This is a genomic window from Undibacterium umbellatum, from assembly GCF_014284125.1.
Taxonomy (GTDB): Bacteria; Pseudomonadota; Gammaproteobacteria; order Burkholderiales; family Burkholderiaceae_D; genus Undibacterium; species Undibacterium umbellatum.
In genome coordinates this window covers 15,556-32,118 of record NZ_JACOFX010000007.1, presented here as the reverse complement: position 1 = coordinate 32,118, position 16,563 = coordinate 15,556, and the positions used below count along the sequence as shown (strand labels likewise).

Annotated in this window: 12 protein-coding genes; 10 read left to right on the top strand and 2 right to left on the bottom strand. The window is 52.9% G+C overall.

Annotated features, from left to right (window positions below):
* The first annotated feature begins 1 nt into the window (after window position 1).
* On the top strand, window positions 2-784 hold the full coding sequence (locus H8L47_RS14605) for a substrate-binding periplasmic protein (RefSeq protein ID WP_186954336.1): 783 nt from the start codon (window positions 2-4) through the stop codon (window positions 782-784).
* Window positions 785-829: 45 nt separating this feature from the next.
* On the opposite strand, the gene H8L47_RS14600 is transcribed toward H8L47_RS14605, so the two are convergent.
* Complete coding sequence (locus tag H8L47_RS14600; protein WP_186954335.1) at window positions 830-1,249, bottom strand: DUF2798 domain-containing protein; 420 nt, start codon at window positions 1,247-1,249, stop codon at window positions 830-832.
* Between the two features lie 82 nt (window positions 1,250-1,331).
* Window positions 1,332-1,649, bottom strand: a complete 318-nt coding sequence (locus H8L47_RS14595; protein ID WP_186954334.1) for a hypothetical protein — start codon at window positions 1,647-1,649, stop codon at window positions 1,332-1,334.
* 147 nt (window positions 1,650-1,796) lie between these two features.
* Here H8L47_RS14595 and H8L47_RS14590 point away from each other — a divergent pair, with 147 nt between their 5' ends.
* The 9 genes from H8L47_RS14590 (at window position 1,797) to H8L47_RS14550 (ending at window position 16,531) form a co-directional block, all read left to right on the top strand.
* Window positions 1,797-2,771 carry a LysR family transcriptional regulator gene (locus H8L47_RS14590; RefSeq protein ID WP_186954333.1) on the top strand — a complete coding sequence of 325 codons (975 nt, stop codon included), beginning with the start codon at window positions 1,797-1,799 and terminating at the stop codon, window positions 2,769-2,771.
* A 179-nt stretch (window positions 2,772-2,950) separates the two neighbouring features.
* On the top strand, window positions 2,951-4,960 hold the full coding sequence (locus H8L47_RS14585) for a sensor histidine kinase (RefSeq protein ID WP_186954332.1): 2,010 nt from the start codon (window positions 2,951-2,953) through the stop codon (window positions 4,958-4,960).
* A gap of 65 nt (window positions 4,961-5,025) precedes the next feature.
* Complete coding sequence (locus H8L47_RS14580; protein WP_186954331.1) at window positions 5,026-5,733, top strand: riboflavin synthase subunit alpha; 708 nt, start codon at window positions 5,026-5,028, stop codon at window positions 5,731-5,733.
* 47 nt (window positions 5,734-5,780) lie between these two features.
* Entirely contained in the window at window positions 5,781-6,212 is a 432-nt protein-coding gene (locus H8L47_RS14575; RefSeq protein WP_186954330.1) for a YybH family protein, read from the top strand.
* 2 nt (window positions 6,213-6,214) lie between these two features.
* On the top strand, window positions 6,215-6,814 hold the full coding sequence (locus H8L47_RS14570) for a protein tyrosine phosphatase family protein (RefSeq protein ID WP_186954329.1): 600 nt from the start codon (window positions 6,215-6,217) through the stop codon (window positions 6,812-6,814).
* 379 nt (window positions 6,815-7,193) lie between these two features.
* On the top strand, window positions 7,194-12,338 hold the full coding sequence (locus tag H8L47_RS14565) for an alpha-2-macroglobulin family protein (RefSeq protein ID WP_222616545.1): 5,145 nt from the start codon (window positions 7,194-7,196) through the stop codon (window positions 12,336-12,338).
* 625 nt (window positions 12,339-12,963) lie between these two features.
* Window positions 12,964-15,333, top strand: coding sequence for a penicillin-binding protein 1C (gene pbpC / locus H8L47_RS14560; protein WP_186954328.1), 2,370 nt, complete (start codon window positions 12,964-12,966; stop codon window positions 15,331-15,333).
* A 90-nt stretch (window positions 15,334-15,423) separates the two neighbouring features.
* Window positions 15,424-15,750 carry a hypothetical protein gene (locus H8L47_RS14555; RefSeq protein WP_186954327.1) on the top strand — a complete coding sequence of 109 codons (327 nt, stop codon included), beginning with the start codon at window positions 15,424-15,426 and terminating at the stop codon, window positions 15,748-15,750.
* Between the two features lie 103 nt (window positions 15,751-15,853).
* The gene (locus H8L47_RS14550; protein WP_186954326.1) at window positions 15,854-16,531 is read left to right on the top strand and encodes a DUF2314 domain-containing protein; all 678 of its coding nucleotides are present in this window, start codon (window positions 15,854-15,856) and stop codon (window positions 16,529-16,531) included.
* Window positions 16,532-16,563 lie beyond the last annotated feature (32 nt).

The window sequence follows — 16,563 nt, the reverse complement described above, 5'->3', positions numbered from 1 at the left end:
CATGCGATTATCCACATCATGGCTGTTGCTGCTCTTACTCACTGGCAGCATCCTGCTCTTGCCGGTTCAGGCGCAGGGGCAGACACAGAATCGCGAAGAACGCAGGCTGGATATTTCGCTGTCTGATATTAATCGTCCAAGTACCCTAATGGCTCAAAAAGTCTTGAGCAAGGCGTATGAACAACTGGGTATCAAGCTCAATTTCATTGCCACGCCTGCGGCGCGGGCCATCAACATGTGGAATGCTGGCAGGCTGGACGCGGTTTCTGCCAAGGTCATCGATACCGGCTTGCCTGATTCCATCAAGATAGACATTCCCATCGTCTATGAAGAAGCGGTGGTGTTTGCCGTGAAAAAGAATGTTAGCGTGGATGGCTTTGACAGCCTGAAACCCTATGTGGTCGGTTATGTCAGCGGGATTATCTATCTCGAAGACAGGCTCAGGAATGTAACGCAAAAAGAAACTGCTCCCAATCTGGAATCCCTGTTCAGAAAACTTGATGCCGGGCGCACAGATGTTGCCGTCGACTCACGGTTCAGCTTTTGCCTGGTGCGCAAGCTGGGCTTGAACCGCATACATATACTCGAGCCATCGCTGGAAAAAAGGCTGGGCTACCATTTCCTGCATACCAGACACCAGCAACTTGCGCCTGCTCTGGAGTTGGTATTACGCAATATGGAAAAAGACGGCAGTATCAAAAAGATACAGGAAGACGTCATGCAAGAGTATATGGAGCAATGCACAGAACTTTCTGACGCCAGAAACAAAAAAGCCGCAGGTTAGCTGCGGCTTTTTTTGTCTACTGCTACTGTTGATCAGAGATGCTGATCAGCGATGCACGGGCAACAAGCTGGGTTTGCGCCTCAGACCGCTTCTGGCAGTCGCCTGCTCGGATACTTGCATGATGGCACTGGCGCCCAGCGCATGGTCAGTGGCTACAGGTTTGCTCAGGCGACGAGACAGTTTATTGATCAGTGGTTTGCTGATATAGGCTGCTGGAAAAGCAATTGGCCATACCGTCAACCAGGCTTCCATCCACGCACCCACAAAATCATGGCCCCAACCCATCCACATCAGGCGCAAGACAGCGGTCGCTACCAAACTGACCAAACCTGTCGTCAATATGGTGGGCAACATCGACGCCAGACTCTTGGAGCCAGCCACCACACGGGGCTGACGCAGGTTTTGCCCTGCTACAGGGAGCGAAACCGGACCAGATGCCAGCGTATATACAGAAGACTGTTGCATAACGACAATAAATTAATTCAAGGCTATACTGAAATGCAAAACTGCGGATGCATTCAGCAATAAATGTGTGAGACTAAAAAACTTAACCGCGTGAAGCCAGAGCGCGCAATTCAGCGGCCATGTTTGGCGATGTGCCATCCAGGTCGTTGGCGATGCGGCGGATAGTCAGCATATTGCGCAAGTTACGTGTCGCGGTTTTTTCTTCGCGGGATTTTTTTGGGTTAATCACCAGCAAAGCAGCGCGCAACATACCCAGCAACATAGGCTTGAACACGATCAACATGGTTGCCAGAATACCCAGGCCCAGCAAAGGACGGGCAGCAACGGCGAAAGCACTGATAGCGATTTGAGAAACTGGCAGGGCGCTGGCTGCAGGGAAGGCGATATTTAGGAAAGTCATGATTTAATCCACTCTTTAAAGTCTTTGTAATGCCGTCATAATATTGCAGTGCATCATATAATTCTAATTTTGATTTACCATATCAATTATGCTGTTCATGAATAATTGTCAGTAAATATTGGTAATTTCCTAACTGGAGCAAATAACGTGAATTTTCTGACATTGGATTTGAATCTCCTGCGCGTCTTTGATGCCGTCATGATTGAGCAGAATCTGACTCGTGCGGCAGACAAGTTGGCCATGACTCAGCCAGCCGTCTCCAATGCCTTGAAACGCCTGCGTCATTCACTGGGGGATGAGTTACTGATACGCACAGCCTATGGCGTCAAGCCCACGCCGCGCGCTGAAATTCTGTGGCCAGCGATACGCCAGGCTCTGTCTGCCCTCGAAAGTGCAATTGCCCCTACCAGCTTCGACGTGTCGCAGGCACAAACGACCTTCAGGATGGCGATGTCGGACGCTACCGCCGCCTTGTGGATGCCAACTCTGGTGAATGTCCTGGAAAAAGAAGCCCCCCGCGTGAATGTGCGCATGGTGCCGCTGACCACACGTGAACCGCGCCCCATGCTCATGCGTGGTGATATCGATATCGCTATTGGCTTCTTTCCCGGTGTCGTTGCTCAGCTTACGGGTGGACAAGGAGCGGCGAATAGCGCCATCCGCCATGAGCGGCTGTATTCCGGCCATTATGTATGTGTCATGCGCCAGGGGCATCCGCTGGCAAATAAAGACCTGACACTCGATGAATATTGCAACGCCAGGCATTTGCTGGTGAGTTTTTCTGGCCGTGCCCACGGCCTGGTTGACGAAGCCCTCAGTCAGATGGGGCGGGAAAGACGTATCGTCTTGACAGTCAATCAATTCTTTACCAGCGGCCGCGTGGTATCCAATTCAGATTTGTTGACGGTGTTGCCGCGTCACCTGGTTTCTGCCACTGGCATGACGGAAGCGCTGGTCTGGAAAGAATTACCCTTCGCCATGCCTGACGTACATGTAGACATGCTGTGGCATGAGCGCGATAGTCGCAACCCTGCTCATCAATGGATACGCCGTAACCTGGTGGATATGACGCACTCAAATCTGATTACAGAACTGGAACATGAGGTAAAACTCGATACCTGAAGGCATGAAAAAATCTGGTCATGCCCAGCATGGCTGGAAAACAACGATGTTGGATAAAGACAAGTCTTTCTGCTATTGCTGCACCAGCAAAAACTTGTTAGGCTAAAAGCAGGATGTTGACGGCTTTATTTACTCTCCCATTTCGGTATGGCGGCCAAGCATGATATTTTCACCCTAATATGACCGAAATCCACGCTTCTTGTTTGCGCTTCTTATTCTTGTTTGCATTCTGCCTGGGCATGTGCAACATGGGGGCGCATGCAGCCACAGTCAAACTGGACGGTGGCCAGCAAGAAGTGTCGTTGCGCTCGGCCTGGCAGGTTTATGAAGACAAAACCGCGCAATTGAAGATTGCCGATATCACCCATCCTGCGCATGCTCCACGGTTCCAGCCTCTGCAGGGCAATCTCAGCGCCTCCTTTTCGTCTTCCGTATTCTGGCTCAAGCTGGATGTACAGCGCAGCCAACTCACTCAGAACAAGCAATGGTTGCTGGAACTTTCTCCCGTCATCCTTGACGATATCCGGCTCTACCATGTTGCCGCAGATGGCAGCATGACGACGCACCGTGCCGGTGACCGGCTGCCCTATTCCAGTAGAGAAATCCGGTACCGCTACCCGCTCTTCATGCTGGATTTGCCCGATACCGAAGTTCATCACCTATACCTGCGAATACAAAGCAGCAGCGCCTTGTTTCTGCAGGCCAGCCTGTGGGAGCCATATGCCTTTGTAGAGCATGCCAATCAGGTCTCGAATTTCATGGGCATCTACTACGGCATCATGCTGGCCATGATCATCTACAACCTGTTGCTGGCGGTCACCTACCGGGATGTTGCGCTACGTTACTATCTGTTGCTGTCTTGCGTTTCCCTGTTGGCTGGCATGAGTCTGAACGGTCATGTAGGCCTGTATCTCGCCCCCGACTGGCCAGAGCTGGTGGATGCCTTGCCAGGTATTTTGTCGCCGCTGGTCATCATGAGCACATCAATGTTCATTGCCAGCTTCTTGCGCCTTCATGAAAAAATGCCGCGCATCTATCGCCTGTTTGTGTTGGCACAGATAATCTGTGTCTGTGCCGCACTCGCGGTGTTGGCGGGCTATTACCAGCTGGTTGCCCCTCTCATGCAATTGACAGGTTTTGCCCTGATACTGGTGATCTTGCCAGTTTGCCTTATCGTCGGCTTACGCGGTTACAAGCCTGGCTATATAGTCTTGCTGGCATCAGCCACCTGGATCACCGGACTCTCGCTGGTGACCCTGCGCAATCTGGGTGTGCTGGAGCCAGGTTGGGCAACAGAATACGGCTTCCAGATAGGTTCTGCCGTGGAAGCCATCTTGCTGGCACTGGCCCAGGCCTACCACATTAGCCTGATGAAGAAAGAACATGCCCAGACCCAGGCCAAACTGCTGGAAATTTCACAGCGCACAGAACAAGAACTTGATGCCAAAGTCAGACAGCGCACCACTGAACTGGCCGATGCGGTGGCACGCCTGCAAAAACTGGACAAGGACAAGAATGATTTCCTCGGCATAGCTGCCCATGATTTGAAAAATCCCCTGACCAGCATCATAGGCATGAGCGACTTGCTGCGCAAATTACAGCAAAGCATGCCGGAGTCGCAACGTCAGCATTATCTCGAACGCATCAGCAACAGCGGCCAGCGCATGATGCGCATTATCAGCAATTTGCTGGATGTGAATGCACTGGAAACTGGCCACCTGCATTTGCAAATGCAGAGTCTGGATGTGAGCAAAATCTTGCAAGACGTGGCCCAGCAATACACCGAGATGCTGAAAGCCAAAGACTTGCAAGTCATCATGGATATACAGGACAGTGTCATGGTCAGGGCTGACTTTGACGCCTGTGTGCAGATTATCGATAACCTGCTGTCGAATGCCGTCAAGTATTCACCACTTGGCAAGCGCATCTGGCTCAGTGTCAGCAATACCCCGGAGTTTGGTGTGTTCCAGGTGAGGGATGAGGGGCCAGGTTTATCCGCAGAAGACCAGCAGCATTTGTTTGAAAAATTCAGCAAACTGTCCAGTCTGCCGACGGCTGGCGAACATTCCAGCGGCCTGGGTTTGTCTATCGTCAAGAAACTCAGCGAAGCCTGTGGCGGCAAAGTCCATTGCGAAAGCATCGTAGGTGAGGGTTGCAGCTTCATGGTCGAATTGCCGCTGGCGGCATAAACCAAACGCCATGGCACGAATGGCTTACAATCACAGACATTCTAGGCACTTCACTATCATCAAACATGTTTACAGGCATAGTACAGGGCATCGCCCGCATCGCAACACTCAATGACAAGACCGGCTTGCGCACGTATCAACTCGAATTTCCGAATGGTTTTTGCAAAGACCTGGAGATTGGTGCCAGTGTCGCTGTCGACGGCGTCTGCCTGACCGTCACAGCCCTGCATGGCGACAACGCAGCAGAATTCGATGTCATGCAACAAAGCCTGGCGATTACCACCCTTGGCGATTATGTTCAGGATGGCCGCGTCAATGTAGAACGCGCCGCCAAAGATGGAGCCGAGATCGGCGGACACCCCTTGTCTGGCCATATCGACTTCAAGGCCCACATCGCCCAGATACGCGAACTGGAAAACAATTACGTGATACGCATCGCCGTACCTCCTGAGTGGATGCGCTATATTTTCGCCAAAGGCTATATCGCCATCAATGGGGCCAGTCTGACGATTGCCGAAGTCAACCGCCAGGAAAGCTGGTTTGAAGTCTGGCTGATCCCTGAAACATTGCGCATGACCGTCTTTGCAGAGAAAACAACCGGCGCCAGCCTGAATATAGAAATCGAACGAACCACCCAGGTTGTGGTCGATACTGTACGCAATATGCTGACAGAAACCCTGGGGCCACTCATGCCAGCACTGGAAAGCCTGCTGGCACAGCAAGGCGAGGACCTGGGGCAAATCGTACAAACTCAGGTGCCGCCACCCAAATAAGCTTGATCTGCAATGTTGCTTCAGCCCAGACATCACAAAGGATAGCCATGCACAATGCAGCAACAGAGCAAGCCGGCGCAGCAGCGGCCATACGGAACAATATCCAGTTATGGCAGGATGCTACGGCTGCCGGGGATGTGGACAAGTTGCTCGATTTGATGGATGAAGAAGTGGTGTTTCTGGTGGCAGGCCATCCACCCATGAAGGGGCGTGAACAATTTGCCCAAAACCTGCGCAACATAGTGCAAACGCATAGCATTGCTTCTCAATCCGATATACAGGAAATTATCGTGCAGGCCGATCTTGCCTATAGCTGGTCTTACCTGCAAGTCGAGATCATTCCGAAACTGGCAGGCCAGTACATGCAGCGTGCAGGCAATGTCCTGAGTATCTGGCGCTTGCAGGCGGATGGCAAATGGCGTATCTGCCGTGATGCAAATCTGCTGACGCTGAAAACGCTGCCTGAGCCTGGAACCTGAGCATGCACGTACTTTCCTGCTCATTGCTCCACAGCTTGTCCACAGGCTTGTCAACACGCTTATCTACATACTTATGCACCGCTTTTCTAGGCTTATGCACAGCCTTATGTACAAGCTTATCCACAAGTGCCTGGGCACAAAACATCGATGCACCGAATGTCGTCCCCATCACCGCACAGCTGACCAGCTCAGGCCAGCCCACTGCCAAGGCACTGGAAGGCCTGGCAGCGCAAGGCTATGAAGCCGTTATCTACCTGGCACCACCGCATGTCTCTGACGCGGTACGGGAAGAAAACCTCATCGTCGGTCGCCAGAACTTGCTTTTTGTGAATATCCCGATAGTTTTCAACAAGCCAGCGGTCGGCGACTACGAGAATTTTGCCGCGATCCTGCAGGGCCTGGCAAATAAAAAGGTACTGGTCCATTGCCAGGTGAATATGCGCGCATCCACCATGGTCTTTTTGTATCGCGTGGTGGTGGGCAAGGACGATCCGGCCCTTGCCTATGAAGCCGTCAGCAAAGTTTGGGCGCCGAGCGGACCCTGGAGGCAACTGATGCTGGATGTGCTGCAAAAGCACAAGATAGCTTTTGACCCTTACTGAGAGTTTGCCTGTAAGCCATGAGGGGAAAGCACCATTATCATCCTGATGACACATGGCGCATCATCCGCGCCATTCCATACATGCGTGTGTCAAATCGTCCCTTACGCCGCAGGTATAGGGGAGAGAAAACAAGCTGAGTTCAAAGCCAGGTGGAAATTCTGGTAAATCAAAATGCGAAACAGTGTCACCATGAAAATTGATGGTTGCGAAATTTTGAACCATTGCAGCCAAGCTTATAAGCTAAGCCTGTTGCAATTACCCCCACGGAAGAAATCGTAACACCGGAAGATATCGTAACAAGTGAAAATATTGACAATGCCCATGTCATAATCATTGTGCAAAATTTGTGCAATCAGCACCGATACTTCAGGGAAGCACCATGCAAAGCAAATCGTTCAAAATGGCGATGTTGTTCGCCTTACTCATCGCCATCATAGGCGGCGCATACTGGTACAAAAACAAGAGCCAGGGCACGTCTGACGGGATCGGTGGCCTGGTGGTCAATGATGATCCAAATGCGCCGATTACTCTGGTCGATGCGGCAGACCGTGGCCTCGATGGTGCGCCTGCACTGGCGCTGACCTTCAGCATCCCGCTCGACAGCGGCAAGACTTATGAAAAGTATTTGCAGGTATTCGAGATGCCACCCTCGGCAGCTGACCTGAAAAAGGCCGAGACCAATAATAATGAGGACAATGGCTATGACGACGATGGCCAACCCAAAAAAGGCAAGGTCAGCACCGTCAGCACCAGCGCAGAAGATACCGACAGCAAGGGTGGCAAGCCAGTAGCCGGTGCCTGGGTGGTCGGTGAAAACCCACGCCTCTTGTACTTCCCGCATATAAAGCCACAGACCCGCTATGTTGTACAAGTGCAGCCCGGCCTGCCTGCCCGCAATGGCAAGACCCTGGGTAGCGAGGCACGTTATTCCATCGTCTCTGCGCCAGTGTCCCCTTCCTATTATTTCGCCAGCAATGGCATGGTCTTGCCAGCTAAGCAGAATGGTGGCTTGCCCGTCGTTACAGTAAATGTGCCGGAAGTCGATGTGCAATTCCTGCGCGTAAAAAATGACCAGTTGCCACGCTTTTTGGACCGCGTCATCAATGGCAAACCCAAGAAAGCCGATGCCGCAAAACCCGAAGGCGACGAGGGCGAAGGCGGGGATGATTACAACTATGACTGGAAACGCAGCAGCTTGAAAGGTGCGGTTCAGGTTTACCAGCTCGACGATTTACGCAATATGTCAGAGAGTGTCTATCTTGGCCGCTTCATGACCGAGCAAAAAGCCAATAAGCGCAGCGTCACCTATATCTCGGTCGAAGACATCAAGGAACTCAAGGAACCAGGCGTGTACGTCGCCGTCATGAGTCAGCCTGGGCGCTTCCGTTATGAATACCAGACCACTTACTTCTATGTGTCCGACCTGGGCCTGCATACCCATTTGTATGACAAGTCAGCCGACGCCTTTGTCAGTTCTTTGACTGATGGCAAAGCCGTCAGTGGTGTCGAAGTTTCCTGGATGGACGAAGCTGGCAAGGTCCTGGCCAAGTCTGACACCAATGGCGATGGTCATGTGACCTTTGCCGAACAACCCAAGACGGCCAAGATTTTGATGGCACGCAAGGGCGAGCAGATTTCTGTGCTGGCATTGAAAGAACCCGCACTGGATTTGTCTGAATACGATATCACTGGCTCGCCATTCAAGGCGACGCGTTTGTTTGCCTATTCTGGCCGCAACTTATACCGTCCCGGCGAACAATTTGATTTGTCGGTCCTCGCTCGTGATGCCGATGGTCGCGCCGTACCTGCCAAGGCCATACAGGCAAAACTTAAACGCCCGGATGGCAAAGACCAATTCACCGCCACCTGGCGACCAGACGAGCGCTTTGGTGGTTACCTCGTCAAACGCATAGAATTACCCGCCGATGCACCTACCGGTTTCTGGACTCTGGAATTGCGTGCAGACCCTGCTGACAAAGTGCCGGGCACAGTATTTCGCTTCGGTGTAGAAGAATTTCTGCCAGAACGCATGAAGCTGGACCTCAGCAGCAAGCTGGCAACACTGGCGGCTGACAGCGACTACAGTGTCGATGTAGTCGGCAGCTACCTGTACGGCGCACCGGCAGCAGGCAACCGCCTGCTGGGTGTGGCCCAGTTTGAACGCAATAAAAATCCTCTGGCCAAACAATACCCCGGTTTTGAATTTGGTGACGTCACTGAAAACGAAGCCAAGACCCGTACTGAACTCGAAGAAAGCAAGCTGGATGACGAAGGTAAGGCATCCGTCGATGTAGACCTGTCGCCTATCGCCAAGCGCCGTTCACCATTCACCGTTCGCACTACCCTGAGCCTGCTGGAAAGCGGTGGCCGCCCTGTCGTGCGCAGCATGGAACGCGTAGTCTGGCCAGCCCCAGTGATGGTCGGCCTGCGCCCCATGTTCACCGGTGAATATGCGCCTGAAGGCAGCCCGGTAGAGTTTGAAGTCATCCGTTCGGACAAGGATGGCAAATTGCAGGCGTCGCCAACTTTGCCGGTACGCCTGTTCCGCGAAGACCGCAATTACTACTGGCGCTTTGAAGACCAGCGCGGCTGGCAGTCTGGCTTCACTGAAACCGATGAACTGGTAGAAACCAGTGCCGTTGCCGTGCCCGCCAATGGCCGTGGCAAATTGCGTCTGCCGGTGCGCTATGGCCGCTATCGCCTTGAAGTGCTGGACCCGGATACCAAGATGCAGGCCGTGTACCGCTTCTATGTAGGCTGGAGCGCCCGCAGTGATGAAAGCCAGGGCGTGCGTCCTGATAAGGTCGCCATGAAGCTGGATAAGCCCGTGTATAAAGATGGCGACACAGCCCGTCTGACGATCACCCCGCCGCACAAGGGTGAAGCACTGATCACGGTAGAAGGCGACAAGACCCTGTGGGTAAAACGCATGTCTGTCGGCACTGGTGCAACCACGATAGATATCCCACTCAATAAAGACTGGAAACGCCACGACCTGTATGTCTCTGCCGTGGTCCTGCGCCCAGGCAATGAAGGCGATAAAGTGACACCAGCGCGTGCACTGGGTCTGGCACATATCCCGCTGGACAGGGCAGATCGCAAATTTGTCGTGACCATGGAAGCACCTGTCAAAGTGCTGCCTGACAGCACCGTCAAAGTAAAAATCAAGGTGCCAGAAGCCAGGGGCCAAAAAACCATGGTGACCTTGTCAGCAGTCGACGTAGGTATCCTGAACATTACCAAGTTTGTCTCGCCAGACCCGCATGCCTTCTTCTTTGCCAAATTGCGTTATGGCTCAGACCAGCATGATATCTATGGCCGCCTCATAGAAAAAATGCAGGGCCAGAAAGGTAAACTGAAATTTGGTGGTGACACCACGCCAAAAGCCACCAAAAACTTGCCGAAAAAAGTCAAACTCATCGACATCTTCAGCGGCCCTGTGCAACTCAATGAGCAAGGTGAAGCCGAGATACCGCTGGCTATTCCAGACTTTAACGGCACCTTGCGCCTGATGGCCGTGGTGGCCGGAGGTGAGCGTTTTGGTGCCAAAGATGCCGAGATGACAGTCGCAGCACCACTGATAGCCGAACTGGCGACGCCACGCTTCCTGTCTTTCGGTGACACTGCCATCGTCGCACTGGATTTGCATAATCTGTCAGGTGCAGGGCAAAGCCTGAAAGTCAGCATCAGTGGCGGCGAAGCCCTGAAACTGACAGAAGCTGAACGCAGCCTCAGCCTCAAAGACCAGCAAAAACAAACCCTGCGCTTCCCAATAGAAGCCAAGCCTGTGCCGGGTTTGCATACCATTACCGTCAACATCAGTGGCTCTGGTATCAAGATGGAAAGAAGCTTTGCCCTGACCGTGCAAGCGCCCACGCCACAAACCCAGATCACCAAGCGCTTTACGGTGAAGGCCGGTGAATCGCTGGATATCAAAGAGGCTGACCTGGCGGGCTTGCACAAGGCATCCTTGCTGGCGCACATGGTGGTATCGAACAAAGCTCCTATCGATATCCGTGCTGCCATCCAGGGTTTGCTGACTTATCCCTACGGTTGTGCTGAGCAAACCACCAGTACTGCCTACCCGCATGTATTCGTTGATGAAGAAGCCGCCAAGCGCTTTGGACTCAAGCCTTATACACGCGAGCAAAGGGTAGAAATGCTGGACAAGGCCATCGCCCGCCTGGCCACCATGCAGGCACCGAACGGCGGTTTCAGCCTGTGGGGTAATGTGTCCGAATATGAATACTGGTTATCTGCCTACGTCACTGGCTTTTTGGTGGATGCACGCGAACAGGGCTTTGGTGTGCCGGATGCCATGTACAACAAGGCCCTGGATTACCTCCTGCGCGGCTTGCAGGACGGGGTAGCACGTATGCCCGCCAGTCCAAAACCGGCAGCAGCCACAACAACTACTGGCACCAGTACCAATGTGTGGGAAGAAAACCGCGTGCGTGACAATAGCCATTTCGGTGTCCTGGCAGCAGGTGCGTATGTGCTGTCACGCCAGAACAAGGCACCACTGGCAACACTGCGCCAGATGCATGATGCCCGTGGCCACGCACAGTCCGGCCTGGCCCTGATACAACTAGGTATCGCCTTGAAGCAAATGGGTGACAAGGCCCGCAGTGATGTTGCTCTGGCTGAAGGTGTCAAGAAAGGCCGTGACAATGGTTACTGGTGGTATGACTACGGCAGCAACCTGCGCGACGCTGCGCTGTCCTATGCCTTGCTCGACAGACACCAGATCAAGCTGGATGGTCGCGATAACCTGATCGGCGTCATCGCCAATGAAATGGAAAAACATCGTTACTACAGCACCCAGGAAAAACTCGCCCTGTTCCTGGTAGGCCGTACTTACAGCACGGGTGAAACAGCACCATGGACAGGCACCCTGGCCGCTGCTGGCAAGACCGATGAATTGTCAGCCAAGGCCACGCTGTTCCGTGAATTGCAGGCCAGTGAATTGTCTGCCGGTCTCAAGCTGAGCAATAACAGCAAGGACAATCTGTATGTGGAATTATCCATGAACGGCAATCCGGTCAAGCTGCCACCTGCGAAGAGCGACGTCATAGAACTGAGCCGCAAGATGTATGCTCCAGATGGCTCAGAAATCGGTAACCGTGCCTTGAAGGTAGGCGAGACTATTATCATGCGCATCACAGCCCGCAGCCGCAGCGCCATGGGCACAGGCATGATCGTCGACCGCATTCCGGCTGGTTTGGAAATCGAGAACACGAACATTGTTCAGGGTGAACAAATGGGTGTCGTAACGATAGACAAACTCAACCCCGCCGAAGCCATGCAAAACCCGCACATCAAGCATGTCGAGTTCCGTGATGACAGGTTTGTGGCAGCAGTACGCATGGACTGGAATGTGCTGAATCTGTTCTACCGCGTGCGGGTAGTGACACCGGGTAAATTTGTCATACCACCACTGTATGCAGAAGATATGTACAGGCCGGATTTGTATGGCCAAACGGGTGGGACGGATGTGTTGACTGTGGTGGAGAGTGGGAAGTAGGAGTGACGATAGACGGGTAGGTTGGGCCGGGCCTCGCTAGGCTACGTTTCATTAGCCTGACACTGGGCGCTTGATAACGTATTCGTTTATCAAAGTCTGATTAAAGCCTCTCACCACAGAGGCACAGAGACACAGAGGAAAAGCGGAGACGTACCCGAAGATGAACGGCAATAATAAAAACGTCATTCCTGCGCAGGCAGGAATCCACCGGGCTGGCGCACCAGCGGCGTTCCTTGCATTGCCGTACTTCGATTAAAACGATTGCCCTTTGTGGATACAAGCCGGGTCTCGGCCCGGCGGCCGAAATACTTTCTTTGCTTCGCCAAAGAAAGTATTCAAAGAAAGGCGACCGCAGACTCGCCCTTCGGGTGCTTGCGCTACGCTCCAGCATAATTTGTGCATCCCAAAAAATGGGAAGATCCGAAACTCGCTTCGCTCAAACATCGGCTCTTCTTTTTCCATTTTCTGTGACGCACAAATTACGTCGTTCCAAGCGGTTTAAGGTCAAGAACAGAGTCAAAAACAACATCAAAAAACAGGGTAATTTGATCACTATAAAAATATCGTAAATTCCTGTTCTTTTATCTCATTTTTTTGTATGTGCTGCTAATAAAGACTTACTCGAATGAAGCTCAATCTCAAGAAGTACACCAACTTCACTTCCTTGCGCAAAGTCCTGCTCAACCATAAAAAGAAATGCGCAACAATCATTACCGCCGCATTGGTTTTCATCATCGCCGACCTCTGTTTCCCCTTGCCCAAACCCGGTCGTGATTCACCTTATGCCATGGTAGTCCTGGCCCGCGACGGCACGCCCTTGCGCGCCTTCCCTGACAAGGACCACATCTGGCGTCATGCCATCAGCCTGCAAGAAGTTTCGCCCTATTATGTGGATGCACTGACGCAGTATGAAGACAGGGCGTTCTGGTGGCACCCGGGTGTCAATCCGCTGGCGTTGATGCGGGCGGCGTGGCAGTGGGTGCGTAATGGCGAGATTATTTCCGGTGGTTCCACCATTACCATGCAGGTGGCGCGCATGATTGATCCTACGCCGCATACAGTGCGTGGCAAGCTCAAACAGATTGCCCGTGCCCTGCAACTGGAAGCGCATTACTCCAAAAAAGAAATACTGACGCTCTACCTCAACTATGCCCCCATGGGTGGCGTGCTCGAAGGTGTGGAAGCCGCCAGTCGTGCTTACCTCGGCAAGCCCGCCAGCCGCCTCACGCATGCCGAGGCAGCGCTGCTGACAGTGTTGCCGCAATTGCCCTCAGTCTTGCGGCCTGACCGTTATCCGCAACGTGCTCAGGCAGCACGTGACAAAGTGATACGCCGCATGGAGGGTAACTGGAGCAAGGACATCATCGCCGATGCCCTGACCGAACCAGTCACCGCGCAAACCCTGCGCGAACCTCTGCTGGCCCCCTTGCTGGCGCTGCGCATGAAGCAAGATGCCAAACGCTCGAAAAACCAGCAAGCAGTGATTCAAACCACGGTAGACACAGCAATCCAGCAGACCGTGGAAACCCTGCTGGCTGACCGCATACGACAATTGCCACCACGCGTCTCCATGGCCGCCATGGTGATGGACAATGCCACGTTTGAAGTGCTGGGTTATGCTGGTTCAGCAGACTTTAGCGACCGTGAGCGTTTCAGCGATGTCGATATGGTGCGGGCGGCACGCTCGCCAGGTTCTACCCTGAAACCCTTCCTGTATGCCTTTGCGCTGGATGAAGGCTTGATCCATTCAGAGTCTTTATTGTCGGATACACCGCAATCTTTTTCTGGCTACCAGCCTGGCAATTTCCAGCAAAACTTCCATGGCCCGGTCAGTGTTTCTGAAGCGCTGGTGAAATCCTTGAATGTACCAGCTGTCGAAGTGCTGGAACAACTGGGTTCAGTTAATTTTGTTTCCATGCTCAGGCGTGGTGGTTTGAAGCTGGAATTCCCGCGTGGCGCGACACCCAATCTCAGCGTCATTCTCGGCGGCGCAGGAGCCAAGCTGGAAGACATGGTCGGCGCTTATTCTTCGCTGGCACGCAAGGGCATGGCCGCCGTGCCACGCATGACGCCAGAAGCACCGCGCAAGGAGCAAAGGATGATGAGTGAAGGTGCCGCCTTCATCGTGCGTGACATACTGGAAACTGGCGGGCCAGTAGCGCGCGCCGTAGAAGGCAATGGCAGCTATCGTGGCATCGCCTGGAAGACTGGCACCAGCTTTGGCTTTCGTGATGCCTGGGCCGTGGGCGTGAGCAACCGCTATACCATAGGCGTCTGGGTAGGGCGGCCAGATGGCACGCCCAATCCCGGCTTCTTTGGTGCGAATGTGGCAGCGCCCTTGCTGGTGGATATTTTCACCGCCATTCCAGATGGCCGCAGCCTCAGCCCGGCATCGCCACCAACCACGGTAAGTCAGGAAAAAATCTGCTGGCCGCTGGGCACACGCGCCAGCGAACAGCCAGAAAAACTCTGCCCGCTGCAACGCACGGCGTGGGTCTTAAATGGCGCAGCACCACCGAGTTTTGCTGACCGCCTGAAAACCGCCTCACCCATTTTCACTTACTTTGTCGATAGCCAGAATGGCTTGCGGGTAGCCCCCGAATGTAGCAAGCGTCCCATGGATAAATTGCAGGCAGCACGCTGGCCCTCAGCCCTTGAACCCTGGCTGGACGCAGGCCTGCGCAAGGTTGCCCTGCCACCGGCCTGGGCAGCAGAATGTGCAGCGATCTTCAATGCCGATGAAATCATCAAGATAGTCGGCCTCAGCGATGGCGAAATCCTGCACCGGGCCAGCGGCAAGGAAGTGCCCAAAGCCAGACTGGAAATCCGTGGCTCACAGGCCGAAGTCAGCTGGATGGTGAATGGCCATCTGGTGGCGAACAAGCTGGCCAGCCAGTCTCAAATCATAGAATTCCCTGAGGCCGGGCGCTACGATATTACTGCCTTTGATGCCTATGGCCGCTATGACAGGATAAGTATCAGCGTAACAAAGTAAAGCTATGTAAAGAAGCAGATATCTTCACTTTTCCTTCATGATTTTTGCTTAAGATCTATCCTGTCATCAACACCCTTGAAAGGAAACAGGATGAAAAACTTACTAAACCTGGCCTGTGCCAGTATCTTCATGGCGGCATTAGGTGCCAGCCTGTTCGCCCATGCCCAAGCATCCGGCGGTGACCAGAAAAAGCCGCCTGAGGCTGGGAAAGACGACAGACCACCCCGCGAACCGCCACCGCAAGCTTATGAAGATTGCAAAGGCAAGAAAGAGGGCATGGTCGTGCAAATCACCACACCACGCGAAGGCAAGATTTCTGCGACTTGCACTACATCACCCAAGGGCCTGTTTGCCAAACCAGAACGGCCACCACGTCCACCGGAAGGCAAGGACAATAATCCACCGCCCAGGAAATAATTTGTCACAATAAAATTTTTCTTTGCATAGATAATTTCTATGCACACAGCATTGCCAGAGTAGAATTTCCTCTTCTGGCAATCCTGCATGCGATGGAATCAATATGAGTGAAGAAAAATTAGTCCCCGTTTTTATCCCTGCACTGGTTGCGATTCTGGTCAATGTTGAAGACAAGAAAGGCAGTCCTTTGACGTATGAGCAAGTGATAACACTCCGTGACAAGGCAAGCGTCATGATGATGGAAAAATCCCATGCTGACGCACTTGCAGAGTCACGCGGCTACGATGATATAGATCCAGAAAACTGTTGGTATGACTGGCAAATGTGCAGAAGAGAAATGGGCCGCAAGCCTGATCTCGACCCCGGTGCGAAAATCTCCATGACTAACTCAAATGATGCAAGCATGCAGCAAGCTTTTGCCGATGCCCGGCAATCATTGCCACATTTCCGCAGACTTATCCACAGTAATACTGATAAAGAATTTTTCCCTCTGATCAAAACCAAATTCGTACTTGCCTCTGGCAATATGTTTGTGTGGCTGAGAGTAGTTGAAAGCAGCGATACAGGTTTTACAGGCGAGCTATTTGAAGTACCCGCAGAGCTACGCGATCATGAAATTGGCGACACTTTCGATGTCGAAGATGCGGCAATCATAGACTGGATGATCAATCACGATGGTGCCATGCACGGTGGCTATACTATCAGGGCACATAGGGCAACGCTTGGGGCAGCAGAACAAGCCAAACTGGATACGCATTTGGGTGTTAGTCAATATATGTGAAGGGACGTATCCATCTCTCAAGCAAGATTGAG

What these genes read in the sequence shown, in the direction of transcription:
- H8L47_RS14605 (WP_186954336.1), top strand. Translation starts at nt 2, where the DNA reads ATGCGATTATCCACATCATGGCTGTTGCTGCTCTTACTCACTGGCAGC.
- H8L47_RS14600 (WP_186954335.1), bottom strand. Translation starts at nt 1,249, where the DNA reads ATGCAACAGTCTTCTGTATATACGCTGGCATCTGGTCCGGTTTCGCTC.
- H8L47_RS14595 (WP_186954334.1), bottom strand. Translation starts at nt 1,649, where the DNA reads ATGACTTTCCTAAATATCGCCTTCCCTGCAGCCAGCGCCCTGCCAGTT.
- H8L47_RS14585 (WP_186954332.1), top strand. Translation starts at nt 2,951, where the DNA reads ATGACCGAAATCCACGCTTCTTGTTTGCGCTTCTTATTCTTGTTTGCA.
- H8L47_RS14580 (WP_186954331.1), top strand. Translation starts at nt 5,026, where the DNA reads ATGTTTACAGGCATAGTACAGGGCATCGCCCGCATCGCAACACTCAAT.
- H8L47_RS14575 (WP_186954330.1), top strand. Translation starts at nt 5,781, where the DNA reads ATGCACAATGCAGCAACAGAGCAAGCCGGCGCAGCAGCGGCCATACGG.
- H8L47_RS14570 (WP_186954329.1), top strand. Translation starts at nt 6,215, where the DNA reads ATGCACGTACTTTCCTGCTCATTGCTCCACAGCTTGTCCACAGGCTTG.
- H8L47_RS14565 (WP_222616545.1), top strand. Translation starts at nt 7,194, where the DNA reads ATGCAAAGCAAATCGTTCAAAATGGCGATGTTGTTCGCCTTACTCATC.
- pbpC (WP_186954328.1), top strand. Translation starts at nt 12,964, where the DNA reads ATGAAGCTCAATCTCAAGAAGTACACCAACTTCACTTCCTTGCGCAAA.
- H8L47_RS14555 (WP_186954327.1), top strand. Translation starts at nt 15,424, where the DNA reads ATGAAAAACTTACTAAACCTGGCCTGTGCCAGTATCTTCATGGCGGCA.
- H8L47_RS14550 (WP_186954326.1), top strand. Translation starts at nt 15,854, where the DNA reads ATGAGTGAAGAAAAATTAGTCCCCGTTTTTATCCCTGCACTGGTTGCG.